The sequence below is a fragment of the Noviherbaspirillum pedocola genome (assembly GCF_016632335.1).
Lineage (GTDB): Bacteria > Pseudomonadota > Gammaproteobacteria > Burkholderiales > Burkholderiaceae_D > Noviherbaspirillum_A > Noviherbaspirillum_A pedocola.
On sequence record NZ_JAEPBG010000005.1, the window covers coordinates 225,362 to 238,194 of the forward strand.

General features: G+C 63.5%; 12 protein-coding genes and 1 pseudogene. 7 read left to right on the plus strand and 6 right to left on the minus strand.

The genetic code is table 11. The features are described 5' to 3' along the window. Positions 1–46: 46 nt before the first annotated feature. Both JJB74_RS14165 and JJB74_RS14170 read right to left on the minus strand, forming a co-directional pair. Positions 47–856 (minus strand): DUF3014 domain-containing protein, encoded by an 810-nt coding sequence (locus tag JJB74_RS14165; RefSeq protein ID WP_200592533.1) that lies wholly within the window; start codon positions 854–856, stop codon positions 47–49. 21 nt (positions 857–877) lie between these two features. Beyond that, positions 878–1,357 (minus strand): MgtC/SapB family protein, encoded by a 480-nt coding sequence (locus JJB74_RS14170; RefSeq protein WP_200592534.1) that lies wholly within the window; start codon positions 1,355–1,357, stop codon positions 878–880. Positions 1,358–1,587: 230 nt separating this feature from the next. Between JJB74_RS14170 and JJB74_RS14175 the strand changes: the two genes are divergently transcribed. Continuing rightward, a complete protein-coding gene (locus JJB74_RS14175; RefSeq protein ID WP_200592535.1) occupies positions 1,588–2,928 on the plus strand; it encodes a glycoside hydrolase 5 family protein in 1,341 nt (446 codons plus the stop codon). 30 nt (positions 2,929–2,958) lie between these two features. Here the strand turns inward: JJB74_RS14175 and JJB74_RS14180 are convergent, their stop codons facing one another. From JJB74_RS14180 to JJB74_RS14190, 3 genes are all read right to left on the minus strand, one after another. After that, the gene (locus JJB74_RS14180; RefSeq protein ID WP_200592536.1) at positions 2,959–3,666 is read right to left on the minus strand and encodes a haloacid dehalogenase type II; all 708 of its coding nucleotides are present in this window, start codon (positions 3,664–3,666) and stop codon (positions 2,959–2,961) included. A 66-nt stretch (positions 3,667–3,732) separates the two neighbouring features. Next, positions 3,733–4,461 carry a DUF2076 domain-containing protein gene (locus JJB74_RS14185; protein WP_200592537.1) on the minus strand — a complete coding sequence of 243 codons (729 nt, stop codon included), beginning with the start codon at positions 4,459–4,461 and terminating at the stop codon, positions 3,733–3,735. A 189-nt stretch (positions 4,462–4,650) separates the two neighbouring features. Beyond that, positions 4,651–5,853, minus strand: coding sequence for an AI-2E family transporter (locus tag JJB74_RS14190; RefSeq protein WP_234484176.1), 1,203 nt, complete (start codon positions 5,851–5,853; stop codon positions 4,651–4,653). A 298-nt stretch (positions 5,854–6,151) separates the two neighbouring features. Between JJB74_RS14190 and JJB74_RS14195 the strand changes: the two genes are divergently transcribed. The 4 genes and pseudogenes from JJB74_RS14195 (at position 6,152) to JJB74_RS14210 (ending at position 10,406) form a co-directional block, all read left to right on the plus strand. Then, on the plus strand, positions 6,152–6,364 hold the full coding sequence (locus JJB74_RS14195) for a glycine zipper 2TM domain-containing protein (protein ID WP_200592538.1): 213 nt from the start codon (positions 6,152–6,154) through the stop codon (positions 6,362–6,364). A 175-nt stretch (positions 6,365–6,539) separates the two neighbouring features. Then, positions 6,540–7,259: pseudogene (locus JJB74_RS14200) on the plus strand (OmpA family protein); the annotation flags it as partial. Between the two features lie 375 nt (positions 7,260–7,634). After that, positions 7,635–8,879: an FAD-dependent oxidoreductase gene (locus tag JJB74_RS14205; RefSeq protein WP_200592540.1), complete on the plus strand. Its 1,245-nt coding sequence runs from the start codon at positions 7,635–7,637 to the stop codon at positions 8,877–8,879. A 15-nt stretch (positions 8,880–8,894) separates the two neighbouring features. Further along, positions 8,895–10,406 (plus strand): NAD(P)H-hydrate dehydratase, encoded by a 1,512-nt coding sequence (locus JJB74_RS14210; protein ID WP_200592541.1) that lies wholly within the window; start codon positions 8,895–8,897, stop codon positions 10,404–10,406. Here JJB74_RS14210 and JJB74_RS14215 read toward each other — a convergent pair. Further along, positions 10,373–11,074: an ABC transporter ATP-binding protein gene (locus JJB74_RS14215; RefSeq protein WP_234484177.1), complete on the minus strand. Its 702-nt coding sequence runs from the start codon at positions 11,072–11,074 to the stop codon at positions 10,373–10,375. The genes JJB74_RS14210 and JJB74_RS14215 overlap by 34 nt on opposite strands. Positions 11,075–11,111: 37 nt before the next feature. Between JJB74_RS14215 and JJB74_RS14220 the strand changes: the two genes are divergently transcribed. Both JJB74_RS14220 and mnmH read left to right on the plus strand, forming a co-directional pair. Beyond that, positions 11,112–11,729, plus strand: a complete 618-nt coding sequence (locus tag JJB74_RS14220; protein WP_234484178.1) for an arylesterase — start codon at positions 11,112–11,114, stop codon at positions 11,727–11,729. Further along, entirely contained in the window at positions 11,726–12,811 is a 1,086-nt protein-coding gene (gene mnmH, locus JJB74_RS14225; protein WP_200592543.1) for a tRNA 2-selenouridine(34) synthase MnmH, read from the plus strand. Before JJB74_RS14220 ends, mnmH begins: the two co-directional genes overlap by 4 nt. Positions 12,812–12,833 lie beyond the last annotated feature (22 nt).

A 12,833-nucleotide genomic window follows, 5' to 3' on the forward strand; every position in this document is an offset into this window, starting at 1 on the left:
TACGACTATCAGCTTTCCAGCCGCGGGATAAGACCAGCGCGCAGAATCAACGGGATGTCGACGGACTCGCAGCGAGCTGAGCCAATTGCCGCCGCAGCTCGCGCAGCTTGCGTTTGACCTGTTTCTCGTTGTCGACGCCGATGCGAATCATGAGCTTTTGTCCAGCGGATGCCGCTTCCAGGTCGGGATCTTCGAACTGATATAGCACATGCGGCTGCACTACCCGTACCGGGCCGTCCGGCTCCGGCGCGGCGAGCAGATGGTCGATCACGGCGATCAGCCTGTCGTTGAAGTAGCCCTGCGGATAGCCGAGTTCTTCATAGGCATGCTGCAGCATCGGGTACAGGCGCACATAAGTGTCGACGAGCGCGCCGGTATCGGCCCGCGTCAGCAGGCTGACATAAGGCGTGTAGCGCCGGGAATTCTCCGCAGAGATCGCCATGCCATCCGGGCCCTTGCTGACGATGAAATGGCCGTTCGCCGGTTGCACCGGCCAGAGCCGTACCGCGGCTTTCTCCCGCGTCAGGTTGTCCACGGTGGCGACAATCGCGTTGATCAGCTTGTCGGGCCGAAGCAGGCGGCGCACGGCCTGGGCGCCAAAAGTGTCTTCGATTTGTCCGCGGGCATAGGCTTCCGCTTCCGGCGTGCCCGGCCCGGGCGCGGCTTTCGCTTCCGGGGACTCTGGAACCGGATAATGCGTCGGCGCCGGCGCAGCGGGTGCCGGCGCCGGAGCGGCGGCCATGGGCGGTGCGGGCGGCTTCTCCATGCGGGAGCTTCTGTCCGTGTACAGGTAGAAGGCCGCAACGATCGCCATGGCTCCCATGGCAGCGATGCCGAGTTTCGTAATGTCTTTCATCGTCGCCTCCTTCGTCACCCGCTATTCGTCATTTCTTTCCAGCCTCTGAAGCACGGTCAGCACGAATAAGGCTACCACCGTGCCCAGAAGTGCCGTCATCTCTCTTCCCATGCCCGCTGCGATGCCTATGGATGCAGTAATCCAGATGCTTGCCGCAGTGGTCAAGCCATGAATCTCCCGGTCCTGCGCGAGCTTGATGATGGCGCCGGCGCCGAGAAAGCCGACGCCGGAAATCAATCCCTGAAGCACACGGCTGATGTCTTCCATCCCCATGCCGCTCTGGGCCGGGACGATGACGAACAGCGCTGAACCCAGCGCGACCAGCATGTGGGTGCGCAGGCCGGCGGGCTTGCCTTTGCGCTCGCGCTCATGGCCGAGCACAGCGCCAAGCGCAGCCGCCACGAACATGCGTATTCCGGCGCGCGTGAAGTCCCTGACATTGGCCAGATCGGAAAATTCTTCGGATGCAACCATCCAGACATCCTGAAACCATGCCGCCATTTCCGCTCTCCTGCACCGATATATGAACGGCCCGCTGGAACTGCGAGTTCCGTTTCTTTACATACCCGGCACGTCGCGTGGATGCAAGTCGATCGGCACTGTCAGTCGCAAGCGCTCAAATCCTGTCGTTCCTGACACCGAATGCTTTCCTTGTGAAGACGAGCGCTTTCATATGAGCGCACTGCGCATGCCAACACGCGGTTCCCACAATAACCATCTTGGAGAAAATAATGAAAGGGATGTTTCTCGGTTTCCTGCTCTTCCTGGCGCAATCACTGGCCTTGGCGGACGGTCCAGTGCCCACGATAGGCAAGGATCTGCGGCTCCATGTCGATGGAAAGCCTTTCTTCATACGGGGAATGGCCTATGCGCCTGAGCCGCGCGGCTTTCCCGGCAACAAGCTCACTTCTTCAAACGGCCCCTGGCCCTATTCAAGGGGCGCATGGCTGTGCAAGGCGGCGAATCAGTACGACCCGGGTGACTGGCAGTCACCGTGCGCCGATGATGATTTCTTCGGGCTTCTCACCGAGAATACGCAAGCCAACAGAGACTACAATGCGGCACTGCGCGAACTCTGGGGGCGCGATCTCAAGACGATGCAAGCGATGGGTGTCAACACGCTGCGCATCTATAACGCGAACCAACCCCGTTTCAAGAATCATCTTCCCTTCCTGAATGCCGTCCAAGCCAGCGGCATGCACGTAATCTGGCCGGTGCTGACGGATCACCTGGCAAGAACGCAATTCGATGAAAGCATCATCGAAAACATGGTCAAGGAAACCTGCCCGGGCGGCAGTCCGCACCCGGCGCTCCTGGCCTACACCGCCGGCAATGAATTGACGCCAATATCCAACGACACTGACAAGTTCCGCATCAGGCGATCGATAGAAATTGTCAAGAAACTGTGCCCGACGGCGCTGGTGACCTATGCGCACAACGATGTGCCGCCCGAGTGGACGCTGCAACCGAATCCCCAGAACGGCAGCAGCGCCTTGATGGAGGCATTTCCTGCTCTCGATTTCCTGACTGTCAATGTCTATCGCAACAACCCGAACACGGGCGGCATCGAGGGATATGACCGGCTTTTCAGATATGACATCTCTAACCTGACGAACAAGTATCAAAAGCCCGTGCTGATCGGCGAGGTCGGCGAACACCAGAATGATCGATACGAATCCACGTGGTTCAACCGCACCTGGAAATTCATTCTGCAGAATTCAGTCGATGCCAAAAATCTCGGCGTTGTCTATTTCGAGTTCAACGACGAGCCGGTGAAAAAGCAGAAGTCCGGCACGTCAAACGATGCGTACATGGGCATTGCGACATCCGCCTGGCCTCCCGCAACCAATATGGAAGCCGTGACCGAGCCGGCAGTGATCATGAAGAACATGGCTTACAGCGGCATTCAGGCGTTCAACAACGGTTCAGACCATATCGATTTCCCGGGCTCAGCGAAAGGCGCTGGTCGCTACGACATGTTCGTCAACACGGCGCAAGGCATACAGGCCTGCAACTTCAAGGCTTCTCCCGATCCTCAATCGATAAACCCTTCTTGCCTGAATGCGCGCTGAACGCAGCGCCCTCTCGCGCACGGCGGCATGTCACTCAAGCCGCCGTGCGAGTTCGATGAAGCTGTCCACGACGAAGTCGAACTCGTTCTGTTCGAATTCAGGTAGTGCCTTGGCTTGGCCCATCTCGAGCGGACGAACCACGTAAGCCGTACGCAAGCCCTGCTCCCGCGCCGCACGCAAATCCGACGGATGGCAGGCCACCATCATCAACTCCCCCGGCGCGATGCCGAGCAGATCGGCACAACCGAGATAAGCCTCGGGATCCGGCTTGTAGTGCCGGAACAGTTCGGCCGAGATCACGCAATCCCAGGGCAAGCCGGCGTGCCTGGCCATATCCACCAGCAGCGACACATTGCCATTTGACAGCGTGGTGATGATGCGCTGGCGCTTGAGCAAGGTCAGGCCCTCGACCACGTCGGGCCACGCTGGAAGGCGATGCCAGGCCAGGTTCAGTTGCGCCAGTTCCGTTTCCGGCAGGCTGGCAAGGCCGAAGCGTGGCGCAATGTCGTCAAGGATCAGGCGGTGCAGCGCATCGATGCGCGTCCATGGTAGTTCGCCATTGCGCACTTGATCCATTGCGCGCGGATAGCCGGCGCGCCACTCCCGCGCAAAGCGCGCCCAGTCGCCATCGATGCCATGCCGCCCTGCCAGCGCCGCCGCTTCCTCGCGGATACCGCGATGCCAGTCGACGACGGTGCCGAAGACATCGAATGCCAGTGCTCTGATTTCCTGTTTCAAGCCGGTCTCCTCCTGTTGTTATTTCTGGCGCGCCATCTGTTTGCTCAGCAGCGCTGGCTGGGTCGTTCAGATGAAGCTGTCGTCATCCCCGGAACCCGGGTCGTCGGGGATGACGTCGTCATTGCCGACATCGTCCATCAGCCCGGCGCTGTCGTCCTGGCGCGCGCGCTGGTCGAGGTCAGCCACGCCGGCGCTGCCGATATTGTTCAGGCCGGCATCGCGCGCCAGGCTGCTGTCGCTTGCGCTGCCGGAGGACGAAGTGCCGGAGTCGGGTGAACTGGCGTAACCGTGGGCGGGCGCCTCACGGTGACTGAACATGCCTTCCAGGCCGCGGTAGAGAAAGGCGCCGCCGGCCACACCAGCCGCAGTCGCGGCCATCGAGCCGAGAAAGCTGCCCGTGCCCCAGCCGCCCTGGGAAGAATACGGCGCCTGCCCATAGGTCGGCTCCATGCCGGAGGCTTGCGGCGGCGCGGCATACCCTTGCGCAACCCGCGGTTGCGCCGTGGCGGTGCGCGCGCTGTTGCCCCAGGCATCTTCATCGGAAAGAAAACTGCCACCATAGCCGCGCGACGGCGCGCCTTGCAGGCGGTCCTGCAGCTCGGCGATCTGCGCGCGGGCGCCGTCGAGCGCGGCCTCGAGGATCAATGCGCGCTGCACCAGCAGATAGGCCGCGTCCGGCTGCCGCGCTACCGCGGCGTTGATCAATTCCTGCGCTTCCCCGTCCTTCGGGGTGTTCCTGACCTGAATCAGCTGCGCCAGGAAGTGATGCAGCTTCTGGTTTTCCTGCGGGGTCATGGCGATGCTCCTGTGGATGCGGTGTCGCCCGGGCACCGGCGATGCCTGATTGCCGTGGTGCGCCGCGGCGACCTGCGTGTGTCGACACGCGCGAATCACCAAATAGTAGCAGCATCGACTATCGGACCAAGTATCGCTTACCGATTGAAAGATCGGCGCGCACGCCGCTGCATGCGCCGCCCTTGCGCGTCACTCTCCAAGCAACTCCGCAATCGACTGCAGTCCCTCGATATGCTGGGCGATGACCTTCCCCACCACGATGATCGGCACGCCGAGCAGCAAGCCCCATACGCCCCACAGCCAGCCCCAGAACAGCAGCCCGATGAACACCGCTGCCGGATTCATCTTGGCGATGCGCCCGGTCATCATCGTGGTGATGAAAGTGCCCACCAGCGTCGCAATCGCCAGCGACACGCCCATGGTCAGCAACACGCTGTAGACGGTGCCGAACTGCAGCAGCGCGGAAACGCCGAGGGCGACCATGATCAGGATCGGGCCGAAATACGGGATAAGGTGCAGCAGTGCCGCGGCAAACGCCCAGGCGCCGGCATTTTCCAGGCCTATCCAGCGCAGCGCCAGCCATGTCATCAGGCCCAGCATCACATTCGTCACCAGCAGCATGAACATGTAGCTCTGAATCGAGCTGTTGATCTCGTCCAGGATCTGCACCGTGATCTTTTTCTGCGTCAGGCGCGGCCCCGTCAGCTTCACCAGCTTGCGCTTGAAGGTGTCGCCGGAGAGCAGCATGAAAAAAACCAGGAACAGCACCATAGCGGTCTGGCCCGCGAATTCGGCCGCGCTCAGCGAACCGGCCCATACCCAGTCATTGAAACGGAAGGAAGGCGGCTCGGGTGATGCCTGGTTGCGCGCCGCATGCGTGCCGGCTGCGGGCGCTGGCGCCGTCGCCTTCGCCAGTTCCGCGGCTGCCTCCTGAACCTGCTTGAAGATCGAATCCTTGTTTTCCTGCGCTTGCGACATTGTTTTCGACAGCTTGTGCGCAGCGGTCGGCAGGCCGGTGACGATGGCACGGAACTCGGTGATGAGCGTATTTGCGGTGGCGCCGCCGGCAGCAGTCAGCACGAGCAGCACCAGTGTCACCGCCAGCGCGCGCGGCACGCGTATGCGCACCTGCATTTGCACCAGCGGATTGAGCGTGTAGGAAATCAGAATGCCGAAGACCAGCGGGATCAAAAATTTTTGCGACCACTGCAACGCGTACAGAAAGGCGACTGTGGAGAGGATCACCAGCGCCATGCCGCGGGCATCGACAGCGATGCGCTCTGACAGCGATAAGACTGCCTCAGCGCCCTCCTTTTCCAGCGGGATGATGTCGGGTTCCGGATTCCGCGTCGCGCTCGGCGCATCACGCTCGACCTGTTTCGGATGGTCCATGTCTGCCTTTCGGAATACCTGCCCCGCATCGCTGCCAGCGGGCCGGATTGTCCCCCTTCTGGCAGTGCAGTTCTTTCAACGTCAGTATCCGGTAAATATGCAGAGATTTCTGTGCGCTAACCAACACTACGGTAGAGCCACAAAGAAACGCTATCCACATGCCCCTTGGTCGCCATCAGGATTTTCCGTGCGCCACCGCACAGACCGTCCTGTCACAGGCTCTTATGATTTTGTCATTGATGTGTCATCCCGACGCATCTTCCCTGCATCCATGATGCGTACAGATCAAGGAGGCTCCATGAATATCACCAGAATCCTTGCCGCTAGCGGACTGGCGGTTGCTGTCCTGACCAATCTCACTGGATGTGGTGAGATGTCGCCACAAACCCGCAACACCGCAATCGGCGCCGGCGTTGGCGGCGTTGCCGGCTCGGTGCTTACCAATGGCAGCACGCTTGGCACCGTGGGCGGCGCAGCAGTTGGCGGCGTTGTCGGCCATAGCGTCAAGTAGGACCGCTACTCCATCCAGGCATGCGCAGCGCATGCCTGGATTCCCCTGCTTCGGCGGCCTCGGGTGAACCTGTAGCGTCGCCAGCATCCATGGATGCATGCAGCGCACCGGCTGCATGCGCTCCGATCGCCGCATTTGGCCATCCGGCCCGCACCTGTCCTTTGAAGGAATCTCGATGCGAAAACTCATGCTCAGCATGCTTGCGACTGCCATTGCCGTTTCCGGCTGCGCAGACATGAATCCCACACAGCGCGGCACCGCGACCGGCGCTGGCATAGGCGCCGGCCTCGGCGCGGTGCTTGGCGCGACCACCGGCCCCGGCGGCGGCGGCCGTGCGACCGCGGGCGCGGTGCTCGGCGGCGCGGCCGGCGCGCTGATCGGCAATGTCTGGTCGAACCGTATGGAAGCGCAGAAGCGCGCCATGGAGCAGGCCACCGCCGGCACCGGCGTACAAGTCAGCCAGACTCAGGACAACCGGCTCAAGCTCGATATCCCGAGCGATATCTCTTTCGACACCGACCGCGCCGACATCAAACCGAATTTCCGGCCGATCCTCGACCGCTTCGCCAGCAGCCTGATCGAAAATCCAGCGACGCGGGTAACGATCATCGGCCACACGGATGCCACCGGCAGCGATGCGCACAACAACCAGCTTTCGCTGTCCCGCGCGGCCAGCACGCGGGCCTATCTGGTATCGCATGGCGTGCCGACATCGCGCTTCACCATCGAGGGCCGCGGCGAACACGAGCCGATCGCCAGCAACGATAGTGAGGCCGGCCGGGCACGCAACCGCCGCGTCGAGATCTTCGTGGCCGAGCCGCAGCAGGCTGCGCAAGCCGCGCCTTCGCAGACGGGTTACGCGCCGCCACCTGGGTATGCTCCTCCGCCGGGCTATGCACCGCCACCGGGGTATGCCCCCCCGCCTGGATATGCCCCCCCGCCGGGCTATGCGCCTCCACCCGGCAACCCGCCGCCGCCTCCGGGCTATGCGCCCGCGCCGTATCCGTCCTATCCGGCACGCTGAGCTGCACCCTGGCGGCGTACGGCGCCGCGCCGCTGATCGGCACCATCTGACAACAGAGGCGCCGAGTGTCGTCGTCTCCTGATGCACAGCAATTGTCTGCACCGGGCTTTGCCGCTACTCTATGCGCCTCGGTGCAGCACATTCTTCCCGCATGTTTTCACATCTTTCACCGCCGTTTTGCCCCGCGCGCGGCGCGCTGTCGGTCTGCATTGCGCCGGACCGCCTTCCCCTTCAAATTGGAGTCGCATGCAAATCGCAGTGATTGGCGGCGGCGCGGCCGGCGTTTCCACCGCATTCTTCCTTGCCGGCACGGGCCACCAGGTCGCGCTGCTGGAGCGCTACGGCAATGTGGCTCAGGAGATCAGTTCCGGCAATGCGGGCCTGATGAGTTCGCGCAATACGGTGCCGTGGGCGGCGCCGGGCATGCCGCAGAAGCTGCTGCGCCTCTTGTTTCGTCCGGAAACGCCGGTCAGCATGCGCGCGCGCATGCAGCCATCGCTGTGGCGCTGGCTGCGACGCTGGATGGCCGAATGTGAAATCGATCGCTTCCGCATCAACGCGGCGCGACTGCAGGGGCTGGCCGACTACAGCAGCGACCTGATGCGCCAGCTCGGCGAGCACTATCCGTTCGAATATGAAAAGACCACCGGTCTGCTGCAGCTGTTTCGCAGCCAGGAGGAGCGACGATTCGCCGAACCAGCGCTGGAAATGCTGGCCGCTTCCAGCGTGCCGCACCGCCTGCTCGAACCTGAGGGCGCGCGCTGCATCGAACCGTCGCTGGCATGGCATACGCCGCTCAATTCCGCGCTGTATCTGCCAGAAGATGAAGCCGGCAATTGTCCGTTGTTCATCCGGCAACTGCGCAATGCGGCACAGGAAATGGGCGTGAGCTTTCACTTCGACAGCCGGGTCGATGGCATCGACAGCGACGGCAAGGGCGTGGCTTTGCGCGTTGGCGAGCAGCGCTTCCACGCCGATGCCGTGGTCATCGCTACCGGCGCGGGCAGTATCGGCATGCTGCGCGCACTCGGCGTCAAGCCGCCCTTCCATCCCGTCAAGAGCTATTCCGCGACAGCCTTTATTCGCGACTTCGAGCATGCGCCCAGCGCTTCGGTGCTCGATGAAACTTACAAGGTGAACCTGTCGCGTCTGGGCAGCCGGGTGCGGCTGGCCGGCACCGTGGAAATCGGCTTTCCGGCGCCCGAGCTGCGCGAGACCGCGCTGCGCACCCTGGTGAAGGTGGGCGAGGATTGGTTTCCCCAGGCGGCGAATTACAACGGCGCGACGTTCTGGTCGGGAATCACGCCGATGCTGCCGGATGGCGGTCCGCTGATCGGACCGACGTCGCTGCCTCATGTCTACCTGAACATCAGCGGCGCGCATCACGGCTGGGCGATGGCGGTTGGCGCTGGTCGACTGGTCTCGGACATGATTTCCGGCTACGCCGCCGACATCGATACTTCCGGCCTGACGCTGACCCGTTTTGCCTGAGACCCGGAGACATCCATGCCCGATCGCCATGCGTTGCACACCGTCGCCGAAATCCGTCGCATCGAAGCCGCCGCGCTCGCCGCTACCCCGCCCGGCACCCTGATGCAAAGAGCCGGCGCCGCCGCGGCTGCCGCTGCGGCACGGCTGTTGCGACCTGGTGGCCGGGTGCTGGCGCTGGCCGGACCCGGCAACAATGGTGGCGACGCGATGGAAGCGGCGGCGCTGTTGGCCAACGATGGCTTCGCGGTGACGATACGGCTATGCGGCGATGCCGCCAGGCTTCCTGCCGATGCGAGTGCTGCACTGCGCCGCGCCCAGGCCAGCGCCGCCCGCTTCGATGCCGATGCATCTGCGGACAACGGCTGGGACCTGGTGATCGATGGCTTGTTCGGCATCGGTTTGGCGCGTGCGCTGGTGGCCGACATGGCAATGCTCGTCGCTGCGGTCAACCGCTGCCGCTGTCCGGTGCTGGCGTTGGATGTGCCGAGCGGTTTGGATGCCGACACCGGCAACATCGTTGGCCCCGGCGGGATCGCGGTACGGGCCAGCCATACCGTCACCTTCATCGCCGACAAACCGGGTTTGCATACCGCCGACGGCTGCGACTATGCCGGCCGGGTCGAGGTCGCCGATCTCGATATCGACGCGGCCTTGTATCCACCGCCGACGACGCTGCTCAACCACCCGTCGCTGTTTTCAGCCCATGCCCGGCCGCGTCCTGCGAACAGTCACAAGGGCAGCTTTGGCGATGTTGCCATCCTCGGCGGCGCGCACGGCATGGCCGGCGCCGCCGTGCTGGCGGCACGCTGCGCCGCATTTTCCGGCGCCGGGCGCGTCTACGCCGGCTATCTCGATATGCCGCCGGCCTTTGACCCGATGCATCCCGAAATCATGTGCCGGCACGCGGCGGACATCGACCTTTCCCGCGCCGTGATCGTTGCCGGCCCGGGCTTCGGCCAGGAGACCGCTGCCCTTGCACAACTGATGCGCGTCCTTGCGAGCAATGCGGCGCTGGTGCTAGACGCCGATGCGCTGAACCTGATCGCCGCCGATAGCGCCTTGGGCGCGCAGCTTGCCGCGCGCTCGCAGCCGCAGCTGATCACGCCGCATCCGCTCGAGGCGGCGCGGCTGCTCGGGCTGTCCAGCGCCGAGGTGCAGGCCGACCGGCTGCGCTCGGCGCGCAGCCTGGCTCAGCGTTATGGCGCGGTGGCGGTGCTCAAGGGCGCCGGCAGCGTGATCGCGCGGCCGGATGGCTTCGCAGTGATCAATACGACCGGCAATCCGGCGCTGGCCACGGGAGGCAGCGGCGATGTGTTATCCGGCTTGTGCGGCGCACTGCTCGCGCAGGGCTGGCCGGCCTGGGAAGCGGCTCTCGGCGCGGTCTGGCTGCATGGCGCGGCGGCGGACTGGCTGGTGCGCGAAGGCGTGGGGCCGATCGGCATGCTCGCCGGTGAACTGATCCCGGCGATCCGGCGCACGCATAACCGCCTGATTTATGGCGAAACCAGCGAGTCGTCAGCGAGCTGACCCGCGGCGATGGTAATCGTGCGCTCACAGAGCGCAGCGATGGAAGGATCGTGGGTAACCAGCACCAGGGTGGAAGCGCGTTCGCGGTTCAGTTCGAACATCAGCTTGATCACCGCGGCGCCGGTTGCCGCATCGAGGCTGCCGGTCGGCTCGTCGGCAAACAGCAGCGGCGGCTCGGCGACGAAGGCGCGCGCCAGCGCCACCCGCTGCTGTTCACCGCCGGACATCGTTTTCGGGTAATGCTTCAAGCGCGCACTCAGGCCGACTCGTTCCAGCATCGCCTCAGCCCGGGCGCGGGCATTGACATCGCCACGCAGCTCCAGCGGCAGCATCACATTCTCCAGCGCGGTCAGGTGGCCGAGCAGCTGGAAGGACTGGAACACGAAACCGAGCAACTCCTTGCGCAAGGCCGCACGGCCATCTTCGTCGAGCGCATAGATGTCGGTGCCGGCAAGCCGCACCGTGCCCTCGGACGGCGCATCCAGGCCGGCGAGCAGGCCGAGCAAGGTCGACTTGCCCGAACCGGACGCGCCGACGATGGCCAGCGTGGCGCCGGCATGCAGGGTAAAATTCACGTCCCTCAAAATGGTGAGCTCGCCCGCGGCATCCGCAACGCGCTTGGTGAGATGGACAACTTCAATCGCGGCGGAAGGAAAGGCTACGCTCATGCAGGCTGGTCGGAATCGAATTCGGCAATGGGGGGTTATGTGGCGCGCGCTCTTGTGTCTGTTGTGCGTGCTGGGCGCGGCGAACGCGTATTCTGCATCAAAAACCGTGCTGGTGCTGGGAGACAGCCTTTCCGCCGGTTATGGCCTGACCACTGGCGCTGGTTGGGTAACGCTGCTGGAGAAGCGGCTTGCCAGCGAAGGCCTCCCGGCGCAAGTCATCAATGCGAGCATCAGCGGCGACACCACCAGCGGCGGCCGCAGCCGCCTGCCGACGCTGCTGAAGAAATACCATCCCGACATCATGATTCTGGAACTCGGCGCGAACGATGCACTGCGCGGCCTGGCGCTGGCCAGCACCGAAGACAATCTGCGCTCGATGATCGCTTCCGCCCAAGGCATCGGTGCGCGGGTGCTGCTGCTTGGCATGCAAATCCCGCCGAACTACGGCGCGGATTACGCCCGCGGCTTTTCTGCCCTCTTTCCGAAGCTCGCCACCGAACGCAAGACCGCGCTGGTGCCCTTCTTCCTTGAAGGCGTGGCTCAGCGGCCGGAACTGTTCCAGAGCGACCGGCTGCATCCGACTGCTGCGGCCCAACCGACACTGCTGGACAATGTCTGGCCCAAACTCCATCCCCTATTGACCCGGAATCCATGAAGTATCCCGCACTGCAAAGCGTGGCCGATGTGCTGCGCGAACTCGATCGCTACGACACCATCATCGATGTGCGCAGCCCCTCGGAATTCGCCGAAGACCATATCCCGGGCGCGATCAACTGCCCGGTGCTGGACGACGAGGAACGCGCGCGCGTCGGCACGATTTACAAGCAGGTCAGCCCCTTCGATGCGAAGAAGATCGGCGCGGCGCTGGTGGCGCGCAATGTCGGCAATCACATCGAAGCACATTTCCAGGACAAACCGCGCGATTGGAAACCGATGGTGTATTGCTGGCGCGGTGGCAACCGCAGCGGCGCGATGGCGCATATCCTTGCGCGCATCGGATGGCCGGCGGTGCAGCTTGACGGCGGGTACAAGGAATATCGACGTCATATCGTGCAGGCGCTGACCGAGCTGCCGAAGCACTATCGCTATATCGTGATCTGTGGCACTACCGGCAGCGGCAAGAGCCGCCTTCTGAAAGTGCTTGCCAGCCGCGGCGCGCAGGTGCTCGACCTGGAAGAGCTGGCCGCGCATCGCGGCTCGGTCCTGGGCCATCTGCCGAGCGAACCGCAACCGTCGCAGAAGATGTTCGAAAGCCGTTTGTGGCAAACGCTGCGTGGATTTGACCCGGAGCGGCCGGTCTACGTGGAATCCGAGAGCAAGAAAGTCGGCAACGTCAGGGTGCCGGAGTCGTTGATGGAGAGCATGCGCGCCTCGAGCTGCGTCTCGCTGGAATTGTCGCAGCCGGATCGCGTAGCGCTGCTGATGGAAGACTATGTGCATTTCACGCAGGATCCCGAGCGTCTGAATGCAAGGCTGGAATGCCTGGTGCCGCTGCATGGCAAGGAAAAGATCGCGCGCTGGCAAGCGATGGCGCTGAATGGAGAAACGGTGGAACTCGTGCAAGAACTGCTGTCCGAGCACTACGACCCGGCCTATCTGAAATCGATCCGGCGCAATTTCGCGCTGTACGACAGCGCTTTCCTTTTGCAGCCTGGCGGCATCGATGCGCTTGCTTTCGGTGAGGCGGCGGATCGTTTGCTGGCTGTGGAGACGGGCGCGCAGGCCGACGCGGCCTGAACAGGTCATTGAAGACGCGGGC

What these genes read in the sequence shown, in the direction of transcription:
- JJB74_RS14185 (WP_200592537.1), bottom strand. Translation starts at nt 4,461, where the DNA reads ATGACCCCGCAGGAAAACCAGAAGCTGCATCACTTCCTGGCGCAGCTG.
- JJB74_RS14165 (WP_200592533.1), bottom strand. Translation starts at nt 856, where the DNA reads ATGAAAGACATTACGAAACTCGGCATCGCTGCCATGGGAGCCATGGCG.
- JJB74_RS14220 (WP_234484178.1), top strand. Translation starts at nt 11,112, where the DNA reads ATGTGGCGCGCGCTCTTGTGTCTGTTGTGCGTGCTGGGCGCGGCGAAC.
- JJB74_RS14195 (WP_200592538.1), top strand. Translation starts at nt 6,152, where the DNA reads ATGAATATCACCAGAATCCTTGCCGCTAGCGGACTGGCGGTTGCTGTC.
- JJB74_RS14215 (WP_234484177.1), bottom strand. Translation starts at nt 11,074, where the DNA reads ATGAGCGTAGCCTTTCCTTCCGCCGCGATTGAAGTTGTCCATCTCACC.
- JJB74_RS14210 (WP_200592541.1), top strand. Translation starts at nt 8,895, where the DNA reads ATGCCCGATCGCCATGCGTTGCACACCGTCGCCGAAATCCGTCGCATC.
- JJB74_RS14175 (WP_200592535.1), top strand. Translation starts at nt 1,588, where the DNA reads ATGAAAGGGATGTTTCTCGGTTTCCTGCTCTTCCTGGCGCAATCACTG.
- mnmH (WP_200592543.1), top strand. Translation starts at nt 11,726, where the DNA reads ATGAAGTATCCCGCACTGCAAAGCGTGGCCGATGTGCTGCGCGAACTC.
- JJB74_RS14170 (WP_200592534.1), bottom strand. Translation starts at nt 1,357, where the DNA reads ATGGCGGCATGGTTTCAGGATGTCTGGATGGTTGCATCCGAAGAATTT.
- JJB74_RS14190 (WP_234484176.1), bottom strand. Translation starts at nt 5,853, where the DNA reads ATGGACCATCCGAAACAGGTCGAGCGTGATGCGCCGAGCGCGACGCGG.
- JJB74_RS14205 (WP_200592540.1), top strand. Translation starts at nt 7,635, where the DNA reads ATGCAAATCGCAGTGATTGGCGGCGGCGCGGCCGGCGTTTCCACCGCA.